Origin of the sequence: Burkholderia sp. KJ006 (assembly GCF_000262695.1) — a bacterium.
GTDB lineage: Bacteria > Pseudomonadota > Gammaproteobacteria > Burkholderiales > Burkholderiaceae > Burkholderia > Burkholderia vietnamiensis.
Genome location: NC_017922.1, coordinates 778469 through 794534 on the forward strand (window position 1 = coordinate 778469; position 16066 = coordinate 794534).

At 60.9% G+C, this 16066-nt stretch carries 12 protein-coding genes; 2 read left to right on the top strand and 10 right to left on the bottom strand.

The window, feature by feature from the left end:
• Positions 1 to 197: 197 nt before the first annotated feature.
• The 4 genes from MYA_RS31590 to MYA_RS32360 form a co-directional block, all read right to left on the bottom strand.
• A complete protein-coding gene (locus MYA_RS31590) occupies positions 198 to 734 on the bottom strand; it encodes a hypothetical protein (RefSeq protein WP_148278615.1) in 537 nt (178 codons plus the stop codon).
• A gap of 19 nt (positions 735 to 753) precedes the next feature.
• Positions 754 to 3042, bottom strand: coding sequence for a M23 family metallopeptidase (locus tag MYA_RS27460; protein ID WP_226246235.1), 2289 nt, complete (start codon positions 3040 to 3042; stop codon positions 754 to 756).
• Between the two features lie 74 nt (positions 3043 to 3116).
• Positions 3117 to 5177 (bottom strand): DUF2345 domain-containing protein, encoded by a 2061-nt coding sequence (locus tag MYA_RS27465; RefSeq protein WP_238539616.1) that lies wholly within the window; start codon positions 5175 to 5177, stop codon positions 3117 to 3119.
• Positions 5140 to 5478 carry a phage late control D family protein gene (locus MYA_RS32360; RefSeq protein ID WP_226211995.1) on the bottom strand — a complete coding sequence of 113 codons (339 nt, stop codon included), beginning with the start codon at positions 5476 to 5478 and terminating at the stop codon, positions 5140 to 5142. Before MYA_RS32360 ends, MYA_RS27465 begins: the two co-directional genes overlap by 38 nt.
• A gap of 181 nt (positions 5479 to 5659) precedes the next feature.
• Here MYA_RS32360 and MYA_RS32670 point away from each other — a divergent pair, with 181 nt between their 5' ends.
• Together MYA_RS32670 and MYA_RS32675 are read left to right on the top strand one after the other, a co-directional pair.
• Positions 5660 to 6010 carry an integrase core domain-containing protein gene (locus tag MYA_RS32670; RefSeq protein ID WP_014726082.1) on the top strand — a complete coding sequence of 117 codons (351 nt, stop codon included), beginning with the start codon at positions 5660 to 5662 and terminating at the stop codon, positions 6008 to 6010.
• Entirely contained in the window at positions 5989 to 6147 is a 159-nt protein-coding gene (locus tag MYA_RS32675; protein WP_158333106.1) for an integrase core domain-containing protein, read from the top strand. Before MYA_RS32670 ends, MYA_RS32675 begins: the two co-directional genes overlap by 22 nt.
• A 16-nt stretch (positions 6148 to 6163) precedes the next feature.
• On the opposite strand, the gene tssJ is transcribed toward MYA_RS32675, so the two are convergent.
• The 6 genes from tssJ to MYA_RS30540 form a co-directional block, all read right to left on the bottom strand.
• A complete protein-coding gene (gene tssJ / locus MYA_RS27475) occupies positions 6164 to 6694 on the bottom strand; it encodes a type VI secretion system lipoprotein TssJ (RefSeq protein ID WP_014726083.1) in 531 nt (176 codons plus the stop codon).
• 81 nt (positions 6695 to 6775) lie between these two features.
• Complete coding sequence (tssG, locus tag MYA_RS27480) at positions 6776 to 7873, bottom strand: type VI secretion system baseplate subunit TssG (protein ID WP_014726084.1); 1098 nt, start codon at positions 7871 to 7873, stop codon at positions 6776 to 6778.
• A complete protein-coding gene (gene tssF / locus MYA_RS27485) occupies positions 7870 to 9684 on the bottom strand; it encodes a type VI secretion system baseplate subunit TssF (RefSeq protein ID WP_014726085.1) in 1815 nt (604 codons plus the stop codon). The genes tssG and tssF overlap by 4 nt, the downstream gene beginning before the upstream one ends.
• Positions 9685 to 9695: 11 nt before the next feature.
• Complete coding sequence (gene tssA, locus MYA_RS27490) at positions 9696 to 11276, bottom strand: type VI secretion system protein TssA (RefSeq protein ID WP_014726086.1); 1581 nt, start codon at positions 11274 to 11276, stop codon at positions 9696 to 9698.
• Positions 11273 to 14836: an ImcF-related family protein gene (locus MYA_RS27495; protein ID WP_041494391.1), complete on the bottom strand. Its 3564-nt coding sequence runs from the start codon at positions 14834 to 14836 to the stop codon at positions 11273 to 11275. The genes tssA and MYA_RS27495 overlap by 4 nt, the downstream gene beginning before the upstream one ends.
• Positions 14833 to 16008 carry a hypothetical protein gene (locus MYA_RS30540; RefSeq protein WP_230973345.1) on the bottom strand — a complete coding sequence of 392 codons (1176 nt, stop codon included), beginning with the start codon at positions 16006 to 16008 and terminating at the stop codon, positions 14833 to 14835. Before MYA_RS30540 ends, MYA_RS27495 begins: the two co-directional genes overlap by 4 nt.
• Positions 16009 to 16066 lie beyond the last annotated feature (58 nt).

A 16066-nucleotide genomic window follows, 5' to 3' on the forward strand; every position in this document is an offset into this window, starting at 1 on the left:
TCAGAGAATACCGACGTTGACAGCATGAACCCAAGCCCAAACATCGATGCCAAAAAAATTTTCACCAGATTGCCACCCATTTAATTCCCGCGAGCGAGGCGATTGGATTTCCGAAAAGCCCATCGTCCAAAATATTCAAAGTTGATATGCAGCCAATCCCCCACCTTTGGAGGGGAGTGGGCGCGTTCGCCCGCCACTTATTTGATCATGCGAAGAAATGATCTGTAATCCTTTAATTCCCTCTTTCCCAGGGCGGTATTTGGAGTGCAAAACCGAGATTTGAGGGACCGGGATTCGTCTCCGATTACGTCAATAAGGCAAGAAACTCTACCAGAATACGGTGCGGCATTTTTCCATTGCGCCTTGGGGATGACTTGGACGAAGAAATCAGCTCGCCCCTCGAAACCACCCATTCCATTAACGCGGATAGGTGTTGCCTGATACTGCTTGACCACTTTAATTGTGACATTCGAGTCATCAACATCCTCATTCACGAAATATTGCTTGCCACCTTCATTAACAAGGAACGTGTTATCGGAAAGCACATCTGCTACGTTCGAGCTGAGCAACGTAAGGTAATTCAAGCCAGCCGGATTTATAATATTTTGTGCGACCATAGAGCAGTCACCACCGTTTTCCAAAACAATCGCGCCCACCCTATCTGGCAGCGTGAAACCACATTGGGATACTGCCGACGCGCCCGTTGCAAAGCACATCAGCAGACTGCCACCCAAGACACGCAATTTGTACGACCTAGTCAGGAAGAACTTTATACCCATTAGGAAATACAGATAAATCCGAAAGATAAGCGTATGCATTTTTGAAGTACTCCCGTCTATCATCTCGTCCATCAAGCACAGAGTTAACGCATCTCGTAACGTCGTCGACAGCTCCGTTAATTTGAACGACGTTATAAAAACTTGAAATCTCAACCCTATCAGCCCAATAATTAACACCCAGAGATCCAAGCGGCACAAGTCGGTTTGTTATTGTGTCTTTGCGATACCTTTGTTTGCTCGCCCAATAGTACCCGCCAGCGTCGCATGCGTCATGAGGGTCATTAATTATGTTTTCAGGCCCAGGGTCAACTGTAAAATTTATCCCGCCGTGATACTTTTGATAGGCGCGGTAATTATCACCACCTGTCAGCTGTATCATCCCTTTCCCAGAAAAACGAACACCATCCCCGGGATTGCAATTTCCGAGTGGGCTCAATACCTTCATTGACCCGTTTATTAGTCGACGCACCGGGGTGTTACAACGTCCCTCATAGTAATTTGTCAGATAAGGCTCTTCTCCAAGCTCGCGCATATACGAGAACAAGCCGGTCTCCCGAAACGTTTGCCCAAACCAATGAGCCATCCGCAGGGGTGTATTGATTCCGTACTTACGCATGGTGTCGGGCAAGGCGGGATATAGATTCGCCGGCCGCATGAGTCGATGATGGCGATCTCGAAGTTCGCTCACGAACAGGCGCGAGACTGTTGTAATTGTTCGATGTTGGTCGGCAGGAACCGTTTGTGCCAGCTCTCGCATGTCCAACCACCCACATTTCCTGAAATGCCGGATGAACGCGAGCGGATGGAAAAACCATACCGTTCCGCCTGCAGACAAACCCGTCTTATCCCAGAATTGAAGCTTTTTGACGAATTCCAGAAACTGGTTGTACGCGTTCTGGTTTCCCTCGAAATGCTCCCCTTCGTCCAGCAGGTTGCGATAGCGAGGTTCAAGATTGGCACTATCCCATTCACTGGGCGCTTCGCAGATAAAGCCATGCAACAGCTGCTGTACCGCCTTGTGGTCCGGATCACTGATGTAATGCCGCATGGACTCGTTTTTCTGCTGTGCGGTTTGCAGTGCCACTGGCGCGCCGCTGCCGGCTGCCCCGACGTTCCCGATCGATGCGCGGACCAGCGCTTTGAGCTTATCGAGGTCCCATAGCCCGTTCTGATCAACCGGTGCGGTCTGCGTCTGGATCTTCCGCCACCCCATAAAGAACGGGAAATCCGCGTCCGACAGTTTCTTGATGCTCGACTTGCTAATGTCGATATATCCCTGCTGTCCCCTTGCGAACGGAATGCAATACCATGTCGCGCGCGGATTCAGGGTTGCGGGCGTCGCCTGATCTGGGATCGGCGGCAATGTTGCCGGTTGGCTAAGAATCCGCCCGAACCGCAACATTTCGTACCCGTCGCTCGCACAGAATGAGTACAGTGCAGTTGCACGCTTGTACAAGTCGTATTCGAACTGTGCTTCACACACCGGAGCAGGGGTGAGGAGCATGCGGCTACCGTCGGCCGCAATGCTCCAGACGTTAGTGAATTTGTCCCCCTTGTTGAAATACACCTCAACGTACAAGGGATGTTCATTCTGCCCTTCTTGCTTGGGGGCGAATTGGATCCCGTGCAATTTGTGGTGCGCGTCCACGCCGGGCGGCTGCGCGCGGAAAGTTTGGTTCGCAGGAATCACGTAGTAACTGCGGCCCCAGCAATCACTCCCTTGTGACGTCTCGACCTGCTGGTGCCCTAGCTGCGTGGCGCCAAAATAGCCATCGAAATCGCCGGGCGTCATGAAGATCTCGAAGTGCAGATGCCGTTTGCCCTGACACCGCCCCGTATATCCGAGGATATCCTTGCGCCGAACCTTCCTGCCCCCGCCCGAAACAGCCGCGCCAGTTGAATGCCGGAGCCAGTCGGACATGCTGTGGGGCTCATTGACCGCAGGCGGCTGAATACCGTCGGTCGTCATGCCATCCAGATCAAGCAGGTGCATGTACAGCGAGTAGAACGTCAATTTACGGTTTTCGCCTGTCTCGCTGCTGTGCTTGAGCAGCACGAATCCCGCGTTGGTATTCTTGTCGTCGAACACGTCGGCTATTGGCTTCTGGTACACACCATAGGCCACAACCTCCCCGTCCGCGATGGCTCGCACTGGCAGCGAGCGGTCATCCGACGGAACGAGATGCACACCTGTATGCCATCGGCGATCGAAAGCGACCGGATAGATGCCGCCGCTATCGGCGATCTTGTCGAGTTCGTCCATCAACAGATCGTCCTTCGATCGATCATTCGAAGCAGGAACGGGGAGCAGGAGAGGCGGACTGATAATCATAGGCTTCAGTGCGAAAGCGGGTAGTCGTCGGGTGAATTCAGATTGCTTTTGGGCAGAACGGGCAATGGCGGATTGACATTCCCGGGCCCCTGGAACACAAACGATCCGGCCTTGATCTTGAAGGCTCCCGGACCGATGAATTCGAAGGTGCCGTCTTCGATCTTGAGTGCGGCGCCGCCGCTGGCCAGCACGATTTTCTTGCGGGCGACCACCAGCACGTCTTCGTCCGCACATGCTAGCTTCAGCTGTTTGGCCGCAACCAGATCCATCGCATCGCTCTGCGACTGGATCTCGACCTTGCCATGCGTGGCAAAAACTTTCAGGCCGAGTTTGTGTGCGCACAGCGAAATCAGTTCGCCCGCGGCGACGGTAAAACGCTTGACCACGCTTACGTCCGCGTGCTGACCAGCCGTCACGATCACGTTCTCGCCGGCGGCCTGCTGGATCGATTTCGGCGTGACAAACGCCATGCCGGCCGGCGCGCTGGCAAGCAGTCCCGCGTCCTTCAACTGGTCCAGCACGTCCATCAGGTTCGATTGCGTTGCCTTATCGGCCGACGTGGCCCTTGCCTGCCCGGTCGCATTGGCCAGCGCGGTCACGCGCTGAATAGCGGCCTGCAGCTGTTTGATCGCGACCTGCATTTCAAGGTGCGGAGCGGTCCGGTTCACCGGGTCGGCCGACCAGAACAGCCCCTTTGCCGCACGCACTACGCCCCAACCTTGCGTGGTGAGCTCGTAGCCTTCCCCGCGCTTGTTCTTCTCGCTGTCGACCAGATAACCCATGTTCAGCGACGACTGCCCGAACACCGTCGCGAGCCGAATGCCCTCGTGATCTTTCAGATCTTCGAAGCGCAGCTTGTTGCCGAGCAGCGGCGAGCGGAACACCGCACGGCTGTACCAGCCCTCCTTGCCATGCACCAGGTCCCGTCGCGCATAGTCGTGGGTGGCCCCAGCGATCAGTAAGCGATCACAATTCCCCTGAGTCGCAATGACGCGAACTTCCGTGTTCGGCAGCAATGGAACATGCAGGCCGCCTTGATATGAGGCCGACGTACGCAGCAAGCGCAAAGACATACTGTTTGCACCGCGCTTGCCAGTGTGCCGCGTAAACAGAAGCCGCACCCGATAACCGCCATACTCGTCCATCCACGCATACGGCTGGTCGTCACCGGATTCCACGATGCCGATGAGTGCACCTCCTATCCAGCGCCAATGCCTTTCCGGTACATACTCGGGCCGGTAGGTTAGATGCGATGGAATCGCCTCGAACTGATTGGTCACCGACTCCTTGCGGCTGCCTGTCGTGACGAGCTTCGTGATCACGAAGCCATGTGGCGCTTCGGGCGTGACGTCGTTCATCACGCGCACCACCATGCCCGGCATCACGCCCATCACATTGCTCTTGCCCGCGATACGCGTCTGACGCGTGATCAGCCCGTCACGCCGCGCATCCGCAAGTGCCTGCCCTTCCTCGGCCGTATGAAAATGCTCAATGCTGCGATTGACGCTGCCGTATACCGAGCGGTCGCCCTGTTCAGCCACAGCCGACTCGACCTGCAATGGATCATCGGGCTGCCGGTAGTTGTGATCCCACTCACGTACCGTCTGCGGCACGAGCGAACGCGTCACATTCAGTTCAAGAATCGCCTCATGCCAGCTTACGAGCCCCGAATTCGGCAGCAGCGGAACCTCGATCTCTCGCATGTATCCGCGCGCCGTGTTACTGAATACCAGCGTGTCCCGCTGCGGTCCGTCTTCCTTGTTTGCGTGTTTGAAGTAATAGAAGACACCGGCACGCCTGCAATGCCGGTCGATGAAATTCGCAACCGTCTCCTCGTACATGACGGTCTGATCCAGCTTCGCATCAAGTCCATCCAGTTCGAACTCGACATCGTAGGATTGAAACAGTTCGCGGTCGATAATCGTGTCGGTCAGCAATTCGCGAAACGACCGGTCAAGGAACACCGCCGAATCATGTACCTGCCCGAGCAATGCAAGACGCGGCTTGAGAAGCACCTGGTAAGTCGCCTCATCGCGCGATGTCTTGATCCGCGTCCACTGGGTCACGATGCCGTGCACCGTGCGCGCTGCACGCTGCACGCTGGACAGGATTGATCAGTTCAGACAATGACGGCACCGACGCATGTTCTTCAATCGTGAAGATGGCGGGGCGCCCGACTACGGCGGCGCCGTCGATATGCTTGTCCTTCGACGTGACGGTGATGTCCGCGACAAACGGTGCATTCATTTCTTCCGTCAGGACAAACGAAAACACAGAAACGGGCGACTGCAGCGTCGCTATCTCGAGATGAAGAGGCTGTGTGACGATCGCGCTCGGGTGAGCAAGCACGTCCTGGATAGTTTGCATGGTCGCCGTAAGATCGAGTGGTTTCACACTGACAAAGTTGCCCGTCAAGAGGTTTGGGACGCAACGCCGTCGACTTCTTACAAGTACATCAAGTCTCGGAAACAAAGTCCATCGGACCGATCCGAATTTGACGATACCTGACAGCAGTTATTTCAGGACCACGATATTTATCGAAATAACGATGTTGTCACTTGGCATTGACCGTAACAAAAAGATCCTTCATGGCGATCTTCTCCGTGTCGTCGAGGCGTCAGCTTGTAACTCGATCGATTCTTCGTTAAACGTAAGCTTTAGCGGCTTTTCGGCATCGAGCTTCTTTCTGTCGATTACGCGTTTCACGGTCGGCAACGGGCCAGAGTTCGCTGGCAAGGTGCTGGCTGCACGGGGCTACGAAGCCAGAGTCACGCCGCCGTTCATTCGGCCCCGCAAGCCGGTGGAGAATGCCTATATCGAGAGCTTCAACGGGCAGTTCCGCGATGAATGCCTGAACGAGGAGCACTATTCGTCTCAATGCGCCAAGCCAAGCGGCTGATCGAGGAACGACGTATCGAGTACAACATCAAGCGGCCACATAGTTCACTCGACTATCTGACGCCTGTGCAGCTCGCTCATGCGCGCGATGCAAACCACCAGTCTTTAGCCGCGAACTCTAACGGCAGTTCGGGCTAATACCGGCGGCAGGTCACTATCGCGAAATGCTCCGACGCGCATCCCCCGACGCAATGAGCAACTGGTCGACCAACTCGAGCCTCAACGGCTTGTCCGCGTCGAGCTTCTTTTTCTCGATCACGTATTTCCAGCCGTCGCCATCGCCGGGGTTCCGGTAGAACGCGACGATTGCCACGTACTTCGTGTCGGCCTGCATCGGTTGCGTGAGACTCGCGGATGCTCCGGGGTTCAGCACGGCACCGATACTCGTCTGCAGGTCCTGCGCAAGCACCGTGCGGTCGTTCCGCAAAAGGTCCTCGTACGACGCCCCGTCGAACATCTTGCGGTCTTTAAGCTGATACACGCGCACCGCAACCGACGTGGGGCGTCCTGCATCATCGGGATTCAGCGCTTCGCGGGCCGACAGATCGATGTTGAGCACCTTGACCTGCTTGAAGAACACGGCGTGATATGCACTGGACGAGGCGTCCGAGACGGACTGCCATGCGCCGCAACCTGACAGCAGCGCGAGAGAAGCAAGCGATGAAGCAACGAAACGGATGGACATCGACGTTCCTGAAATTGTCATGTATTGGACCGGGGGAAAGCACGGCGGCCGTGAGCGGCCTTGCCTTCTTGCTGGCAGCAATTACGCAGCATGCGACGCGGTGAGGCGCGGATTTGGCCTGGGCGCGGGAAACGCTTCGCAGACGCCGAGTGCGATGCTGATAAAGCGCTCTTCATCGCCCGGCAGAACGGTCGTCCAGCCGAGGCGCGGCGACGGATCCGTTAAGGCTGACCCGATCGCCGGCCTGGGCGCATGTCGCGAAGAAATCTCCATACGCAGATGAACGTCCGCCTTTACGCCCACATACAACCGCACCACCGCCATCAGCTCCCGATGCAGCCGAGCACCGGGCAGCAGATCCTGGGCCTGTCGCGCGTCGGCCGGCTGCACCGTGACGAGCACCGCGCGACAGCGATAGGCAAGCCTGCGGCCGAGCACGTAGCCGCCCCCGAGCCCCCGGCGAGCAGCGCCGTCGGACACCGGGGCATGGCCCGCGGAAGTCAGTGGCCGCGGCCGTCCAGCCCGCGTGAGCACCGGAAAGAACTCGTCGACCCGCACACCGACGCCGGGCACCGCGAGCGCAACGACGCCTGCGAGACCTTCGGGCGTTCGCGTTCGCTGAATCAACAAGCCCAGCAGCGCGAGCATCCGCGAATCGGGCAGTCCTGCGCGCTGCGGCTTGTCGCCCCAGCCGAAGCCGGCCAGGCACAGCAGACTGCGCGAATGCGCGTCGGCTCCGCCGTCGCGGAAACTCTCCGGATAACGGTACTTCTTCCACGCACGGTACAGCAGCGTGACGAAGCGGTGATTGAACTGGTCGAGAAACGCTTCGACCACTTCGTGCCCTTCCTCGCGCAGCACGATGTCGTCAATCATGTGCGACGGCATCGCCGCATCGACGCCGTATAGCCCCATGAAAGTCGTACGCACGGTCGGCGGCGCATCGGGCCGTTCGTCATCGAAGTCGACCGACGCGACCTCGCCCGCCGGAAAACCCGTACGCGGTCGCGGCCGGAAGCGCACGGATTCGTGCGCCAGCGCATCGCGTGTACCGAACCCCGGCCGCCCGGGAACACGCAGTTCGAGCAGCCGGCAAAGCTGCATGAAGTTCATCAGCGGTGCGCGTGCCATCAACGACGCGACCAGCGGGTCGAGATTCGGCAAGTTCTGCGGCTTCATAGCGGCGCCCGCTCGGCCTTGCTGCGGGGCCATTCGGTGCGCGCCTGCGCCGGCAGGCTGACGATCGCGAGCTTCGTGAACAGGTTGATGTCGGCGTAGAGCGCGAAGAATCGGTGCAGCAGCTCGCCGAACAGCATCACGTCGCCGTCGCCGGCGAACGCGTGGCTGTCGAGCGTCACCTCGATCGACACCCCTCGCTCGACCGCGCCGCCCGACACTTCCTCGATCAGTTCCTGTGACACCCACAAGATGCCCGCGAGACGTCGGCGGTTCAGTTCGTCGTTGGTCCAGTCGTACAGCGCGAGCGCCCCGCGCAGCACTTCCGCGTTCATCATCGACAGGAAGTTCGGCGCGAGATGCGACAGCACGCGCCACTGGAAGCGGTCTTCCGTCGGCGGATACAGCGGCAAGGTCGGCGAAACGAGATTGCGCACACCTGCGACGTTTTGCGTGCTGGTCGCGAGCTCGTTCAGGCTCGCTTCGCGCAGTCCCTTGCGCGGCAGCAACCCGTTCGTGCCGGTCACGCGCAGCGACAGGCTTTCCTCGGGCAGCGCGTCCATCGTTTCCCATGCATGGCCGCCGAGAATCACCCACGTTTCGTGCAGCCCGGAAACGCCCGGCCGCACACGCGTGTGGAAATACCGCTCCGGCGCCTCGTGGCGCAGCATGCCGCCGCGGTGGCGGAACGTTGCAAACGGCACGTATTCATACCGCTCGGCCGTTTCGTGGTCGAACGCGTCGATCGCGTCGACGGAATACGTTTCGACGTGTTCGCCTTGATGCCCGGCCGGCACCACGCGGTATTCGGTTTGATGATGGTCGATCTCGATCGGCTCGGCATCCAGCTCGAACAGGTTGATCACGGGCGAGCAGAATAGCCGCACGTTTTCAGCGCTGAAGCGTTGGTCCGATGGATACGCATGCTTCAGCACGATCTCCAGCTCGAACTGCGTCGAGCGCTCCGGCAGCTTCGTGACGTCCAGTCCGCACAGGTCCACGAACAGGAACTTCTCGCGAAACGTGAAGTACTCGAGCAGCAGCTGATACCCGGAAAACGCAGCATCGGCCTTCGGCCACAGCCGCTCCTCACTCGAAAACCCGGCCGGCTTGATCGTCACGCCATCGAGCGGCACGGCTTCGCCGTCGCGAATCTCCGGTACCCGCCAATGGATCGCATCGACGTGGCGCGTGAGCGCGACGTGCATCGCGAACGCAGTCGGCAGGTCCGCGCTCAGGTGCAAGCGCAGTTGCGACAAATCGGTTTCCGTGCGGCGTGCCGACTCGTCGAGCGTGAAGCCGAGCCGGATCACCGAGCGCCCGTCGTGACGTACGCTTGGACTCGCGTGCGCGATCGCGACCGGCTGCAGCGTCACGGGCTGTGTGGTTCGGTACACGCATTGCACGGTCTTCGGCATCGCGCCTTCCCCACCAGCCGCAGCCGGTACCGCGATCGGCGCGGAGCGCACGGGCACGCCCGCCGGCACGACTTCGGTCTTCTGCAATTTTTCCGCGAGCGGCACGAGCTCCACAATCGACAGCGACGGAATCATCCGCAGATAGTGCGGCCATAGCAGGCTCACCAGTCCTTCGGTCAGTTCCGGCAGTTCGTCGTCGAGCTTCTGTCGCAGTCGGCCGGTCAGGAACGCGAAGCCTTCGAACAATCGCTCGACGTAGGGATCGCGATCGCCTACGCGATCAAGGTTGAGCAGTCGCGCGCGGTCGGGATGCGCCTTCGCGAACTCCTTGCCGGACTCCCGCAGGTAGCGCATTTCCGCTTCGTAGTAGCGCAGGATCGGATCGTCGTTTTCCATTGATCGTGTCGTTATGAAAGTGTCAGTGCCCGACCGGGATCGAGCACGGTAAGCTCGGCCTGCAGTTCGCCGATGCGGCGCGCAAGCGTCGGCTTGTCGGCGTCCTTGCGGGCACTCATCGCTTTCAACGCCCTCACGAGTTGCTGCTTGACCTCGAAAACCAGCGCCGGCTCCCAGCGGACCAGCGGCAGCGATCGCGAATGCATATCGAGCTCGGCAAGCAGGGCGTGCGCGGTATCGGGCCGGCCGGCATGATCGGCCAGGCGCGCCATCACGAGCCGCTGCAGGTAGCGATGACGATCGGTCTTCATGCCGGGCAGCGCCTCGAGCCACGCGAATGCCGCCTCCACGCCTTCGCGCACGGCGAGATCCCGCGCTTGCGCTTCGATTTCCGGCCAGTCGCCGGCATCGCCTTCGCTATCGGCCGACACCGGCAACGGCGCCACGGCCTCGCCCGCTTCGAGGTCGCGCACGACCGCGTGGCGCGCAATCCATTCGAGCGTCGCGTCTTCGGCGAACGGCGTGCCGTCGTTGAATGCCAGCCGCTCGATGCCGGGCAGGCGCTCGAGGAATAGCGCGAAGTCCGCGCGCAGCAGCTCGCTCCACGCGTTATGGGGCGCACCGACATGGTCGAGCGCGACGTGCTGGAAATACTGGAGATCGAACCAGAGGTGATTCACGCCCTCCATGAACGCCCCTTCGACGCGTTCGAGCAGTTCGTGCCACTGCTTCTGCAAGACCAGCCGCTTCATCTGCTGGCGCAGCTCGCCGCGAGGCGGCACGAGCCGCGTACGTGCGGCGGCGTCCGTCGGCGGCACCTCGTGCAGCGTGTCCCAGCGGACGCTGCGCACGAGCCGGACCGACGGCAAGTAGCCGTTCTCCTGATCGCGCAACCAGACCGCCATCGCACGCGCCTGATCCAGCAGGTCGCGTGTCGATGCGATGGTGCTCGTCGACGTCGACGCGAACGGTATCGTCGACGCAACCGCTTCCGCCTCCGCGCTGCGCACGGGTTCGCCGCTGCGCTCGAAACGCACGACGAGCGGTTGCAGGTTCGGACGCGCGGCTTCCGGCCATGTGCTCGTCCCCGCGACGAGCACATCGAGCGCGGCGAGTGCACGCTCGAGGTCGGCCGGCAGGAATGCGCCGCGGCTGTCGAGCAGGTCGACCACACGTGCGGTGGCGAGCATTTCGAGCGCGCCCTTCTTCGCCTCCGCGCGCGCGGGCAGCACGGCCTCGCCGAAACGATCGACGAGCGCGGCCGCGAGTTCGAGCGCGTCCGCGAAGCCTGCGGGGCCGTCCTGCCGCAGCCGCGCAAATGCGTAGTAGCCGGCCAGACGCAGATCCTTGCCGGTTTCCTTGAGCAATTGCTCGCAGGACCTGACGATGAGGCCGTCGTCGATGCCGGAAAGCTTCTGCGTCTCCTCGCGCAGTTCGAAAAACATGTCCTCGTAGCCTGGATCGCGGCCGACGCCGCCGTCGCCCGCAAGCGGCAGCAACCACGCATTCCAGGCATCGAGCCTGGCTTGCACCAACTGCTCGGCGTCGACGCGAGCAGGGAAAAGCTTCTGGAACAGTCCGCCGAGTTTCATTCGACCTCCGACAATGCGCCACGCGGGAGCGGTACCGCGGCATGCTTCGCCGCTTCGATCATCGACCGAGGCAGCGGCGGCGGACTCGCGCCCGAAAGTTTCGGTCCCGACTTGGCCGAACCCGTCAGGAAAACCCGCGCCGGCAACGTGAAATTGCGCAGCTGCAGCACGTCGAGCGGACCCGCGCCGGCCTCGCTGCGCAACTGAACCTTGAGCGGAATGCCCTGGCTCGTATCGGGCGTCCAGGTCAGCAGATAGCGCGCGCTGTCCTGCTGCGACACCTTTGCGCGCTCCAGCAGCCGGATCAGGCCGAAGCGGCCTTGCGAATCCAGCGCGGTGCGCAGACCGCCGCGCTCGGTCTGCCATTCGATGTGCGACAGATTCTCCAGTGACTGGCCCGGCCATTCGAACGGCATCCATTCCTGCTTCTGGTTGAAGTAATGCAGTTCGCGGCCGGACAGCACGAACTTCATGTCGGTCACGCCCGGTGTGGGTACCGCTTGCAGTTCGTAGCGCACGTGCGCGTCGCCGGCCGGGAACAGCACGGTCGAGATGCGCGTCAGCTTGTTCAGCGCGTTCAGAAAGGATGGATCGATCGTCAACGCGCCATGGTCGGCTCCTTGCGCGGCCACCCAACGGTCGCCCTGCCGTTCGACGACGCCGGCCAGCTGCGTCGCGACGAACTGAGCGATCACGCCGTTGTCGGGCCGCATGAAGCGCGCCATTTCGGGCAGCGACGCGTCGTTGTCCGAGTCTGCAAATGGATAGCGCGCACCGAACGTCTTGTTCCAGTCGGCCACGATCGCCGTGCGCCAGATTTCATTCAGGCTCGACGCGGCCGGTTGCACGACGACCTGCCAGGATTGATCGAACGGTGCGCGAAGCAGTTCGCCGAAACCCGACCATTGTTCGCCGAGGCTCGCGGCCACGCGGCTCGCGTAGTCGCGGCTGTCGGCGATGTCGGATGTCTTGCCTTGCAGCACGGACTGCGCAGCGAGGCGCGCGATCGCGTCCGGATCTGCGCCGGCGACGATTTGCGATGCTTTCAGACGCATCGCGGTCACGCGCTCAAGGTAGCGCGCGAGACTCAGGTCGCCGGTCGCGGCGAGTTGCGCGGCTGCCTTGCCGTTTGCCGGGGCGCCCGACACCAGATCGCTGCCGGTCAAGCGCAAGATCGGACCAAAGGCGGCGGCCAGCGGCGCGAGCGGCGGCTGGGCCTGCTTCGCCGGATCTTTCTCCGTCGCGCCGACGAGCTGCTGCGCCTTGTTGATCAGGCTGTCCGACAGCGACTGCGTATTCGCGCCCGTGCCCGCCTGGTAGACGACCGCGTTCATCAACGCGACGAGCGGCGAGCGCTGCGGGTCGCCCAGCAGCGTCAATTGATCGGCTGTCGCCGACAGCGTCGGTGCAGATTGCCAGCGCAGGCTGTTGAGGAATAGCGCCCACGCGCGCGCGTAATCCTCGAAGTAGCGCTGGCGCAGTTCGGCCTTCAGCGTCGACGGCGTCTGGTTGCTGGCCTTTGCGTCAGACAGCACCCAGTCGCCCGACACGTCGCGCTGCGCGCTGGCGTCGTCGATCGATTTCGAAATGCGTTCTTCCCACGCGGCGCGCGTGAAAACGCCGGGGACGTTCGCCGTCGTGTTGAACAGGCCACGACTCGTCGTGTCGCCGAGCAGCGTGGCGAGGGTAATCGGCGAGTACTTGGGCGTAGCTTCGTCGACGATCTGGCGGTAGAGCGCATCCGTCGAATTCTGGATGCCGCGCACGCCAATTACCGTTTGGCGGGTCGACGCAATCAGGTTGCCGTCTGGAACGATTGCGAGCGCGGAGGTATTCGACGCGGTGTCTCGGCCGAGATGCGTTGCAAAGAACGCGATCGCATGGAGACGCAAATCTTCCCAGGCACCTGACGACATGGTCGAGTTGGCCGGACGTGAAGGCACGGCCGTAGCGGCAAGCAGCGGCGTCAGGAACGGAGCGACGGCCCGCTGGGGCTTCGCGAGCATCAGGTAAGCCTTGAGCGTGTCATAGGAGGCCTGAATCTGTGTATTGCCACCGCTGGCAATCTGCGCATCGGACAGGGACGCGAGCTGATGCAGGCGTTCCTCGAGCTTCTGACGGATCGGGCCAACCAGGATGCGGCTCGCAGCATCGGCATAGTTTGGCCAGAGCGCGTCGAGCAGCGCGGCATCGCGGTTCAGACCGAACCGCGACGTCCATGGGGCGCCTTCGCGTTGGTGGAATTCGAGCGTGTCGACTTGTCGATCCAGGTCATTTAAGCCCTGTAATGCCCGTGTGCGATCCTGCACCATGGCGAGATTCGTGACCGTGTCTGCCGCGTCCTGAATCGTTGCACGGTTGACGAATCCGGACAGCGTCGTGCCAGCGATCCAGCAACCCATGAGGGCCGTTGCGAACCATGCGGCCGCGGTAGAAAGCGAGAAGCCTACTCGGCGGCCGTGAATCTTGCGGCTGTGCTCGCCGACGGTCTGCCAGATGGTTCGATGTTGCGGGCCGACCGCTGGCTCGTCGCCGTTGGCGTCGACGGGCGCCGCCGGCGCCAACTCCCGTTCCTTGAATAGCGGCGCGAACAGCAGGCCGTGAATGGCATGTCGCCAGGCACGGGAGTGGGTGGTTTGCACGACGAGACCGGACAGTGCTCCGCTCAGGTTCGAGATATGTTGCGATAGCTCAGCGGGGTAGCGGTCGTGAGCATCTTTGGTGAGACGCACGACGCCGGCCTCCGCGAGGCAGTAAGCGAGGTCTTGCAGCGACGCGTCGATCTCGGCTGCGTTCACGCGCGCGTTTGACCAAGTGAACCCGATCGCTTCGTCGGGGCTTGACGTTTCGCTACCGAAGTCGGTGACGTTCACAACATACGCGGGTGCGGCCCAGCGCAGCGCGCGGGCGATACGGGCCAGACGCTGGCCGACCTCCTCTGCATCAAATGGCGCAGCGGCAAAACTGCGGTTCCGGGTTATCGCCACAATGGCATCGACGGGGCGACCGCGGCGCAGTCGACGAATCTGATCGAGCCAATGGGTCTCGAGAGCTTCCCGGGTTTGCTTGGCATGCAGCAGCACCGTGTCACAGGTGATCAGATACCCGTTGTCCACGAGTCGTGGTGCGAGGCGTTTCACCAGTGGTACATCACCAGCGACGATTACCCATCGTTCGCGGTAACGCCAACGCCAGCCATATCGGTCACGCAAGGCATTGCGTAGCGCAGCAGCCCGATCAACTGGCCCGGATAGTCCGTCCTCGTCACCGTGCGCCACGGGCGCGGCGCGGTCATTGGCATCGTAACGAACAAACCAGCGTTTCGCTCTAAGCGAGGCAATCCAAAGAAGTACCGCTTCAAAAAATTTGAGCGTCAGGATCACCACCAGCCAAGTCGAGAACAGCACGAGTTCGATGATAATCCGCGTATCGCGAGACCACCCCTGACGAGGCCCCGCCACCCATACAGCTATACCGAGGCCAAGGAACACGATGAAGGCCGCGATGCCGATGAAGAGACCGGCCGGTAGGGTCTTGTTGTCGTTCTTGTCGTTACTCATGTCTGTTTTCTGCACATCAGGGCGACCAGTTCGTCGCTTTCGCCGCACAGCACCATTTGCGGTTCGCCCATTGTCTGGGCACTTTCTGCGGCAAGAGCGACGGCCAGCCATGGCCCTGCGTCAGAACAGTTGCCTACTGAGGTCTCGAGTGCAATCCATCGCGTTTCGGTGGGAAGTGCCGCGGCTTGCCGAACGGCGCCGACTTGGTCGCCGGTCAGACCATGTACCCACACTGTGCGCAGACGATCGCGTGACGACTGCCCCCAACGGGTGGCAAGCTCAAGCGTGCGCGCAGCAGCATCAAAGGCACCTTTGGCCGGGCGATGCAGCCGCAGCTCAGCTCGGATGGCCGGTGACGTCAGGCGCGGATGCCCAACGAGCAGCACGACACCCGCTTCGGCCACGCCATCGGACAAGATCGTACTGATTGCATCGCAAAGGTTCACGGCAATCAGCAGGCGGGCTGTATCGCCGCGGCGATTGTCGAGCCATGCATCCGCCCGGAAGAGCGACGGTGCATGTTCACCGGATTCCATTTCTACTTTCAGCAAGGGCGCTCGTGCGGCGATCAATTCCCGTACACGCGCTGCAACTACCTCGGATTCCAGCCTCGTTTGATCTTGAAGCTCGACCCGGAGCTTGGTTCCTGGCGAAAGAGCACTCAGCTGCGGCAGGACACGGCCAATCAAACGTTCGAGCAACCACGTAAATACGGCATGATGGCGGGCATGTTCGGCAAGTTCGTTGCCCGACTGAAAATGCATATCGGGAATGTTGAGCCATCGCGCATTGACGTCGGTATCCGCGACTGCGCCGCTCGGTCGCGGTTTCGCCCGCTCCAATCCTGTCAAGATGCCCTCGAGGGAGTTTTCGGAATCGTCCGCGGAGAAATACCAGGCGTGGCCCAATATCTCCAGCGATCTGCCCGCCGCTTCGTGACATTCCTGCTCGGCCTTATCGCTGACGCAGTTCGTCGCAATCGCCTGATTGCGACGGACGTAACCGTATGCAAGCCACGCGAATAGCAAGAATGCCCAGGCCAGGGTGGGATAAACGAAGACACCGAGCCAGAACCAGGGGCCGTTGGTCAGACTGCCAGTCGGCCACAGCATGATAGTTAACCCTGCGCCTGCCGCTATGACGAGTAACAGCAGCGCCGTCCAGGCAATCATCGAGACCCGAGGTGGCGGTAGCACGTCCGCTCGCGGCGGTACTCGGTTGAAATCGATA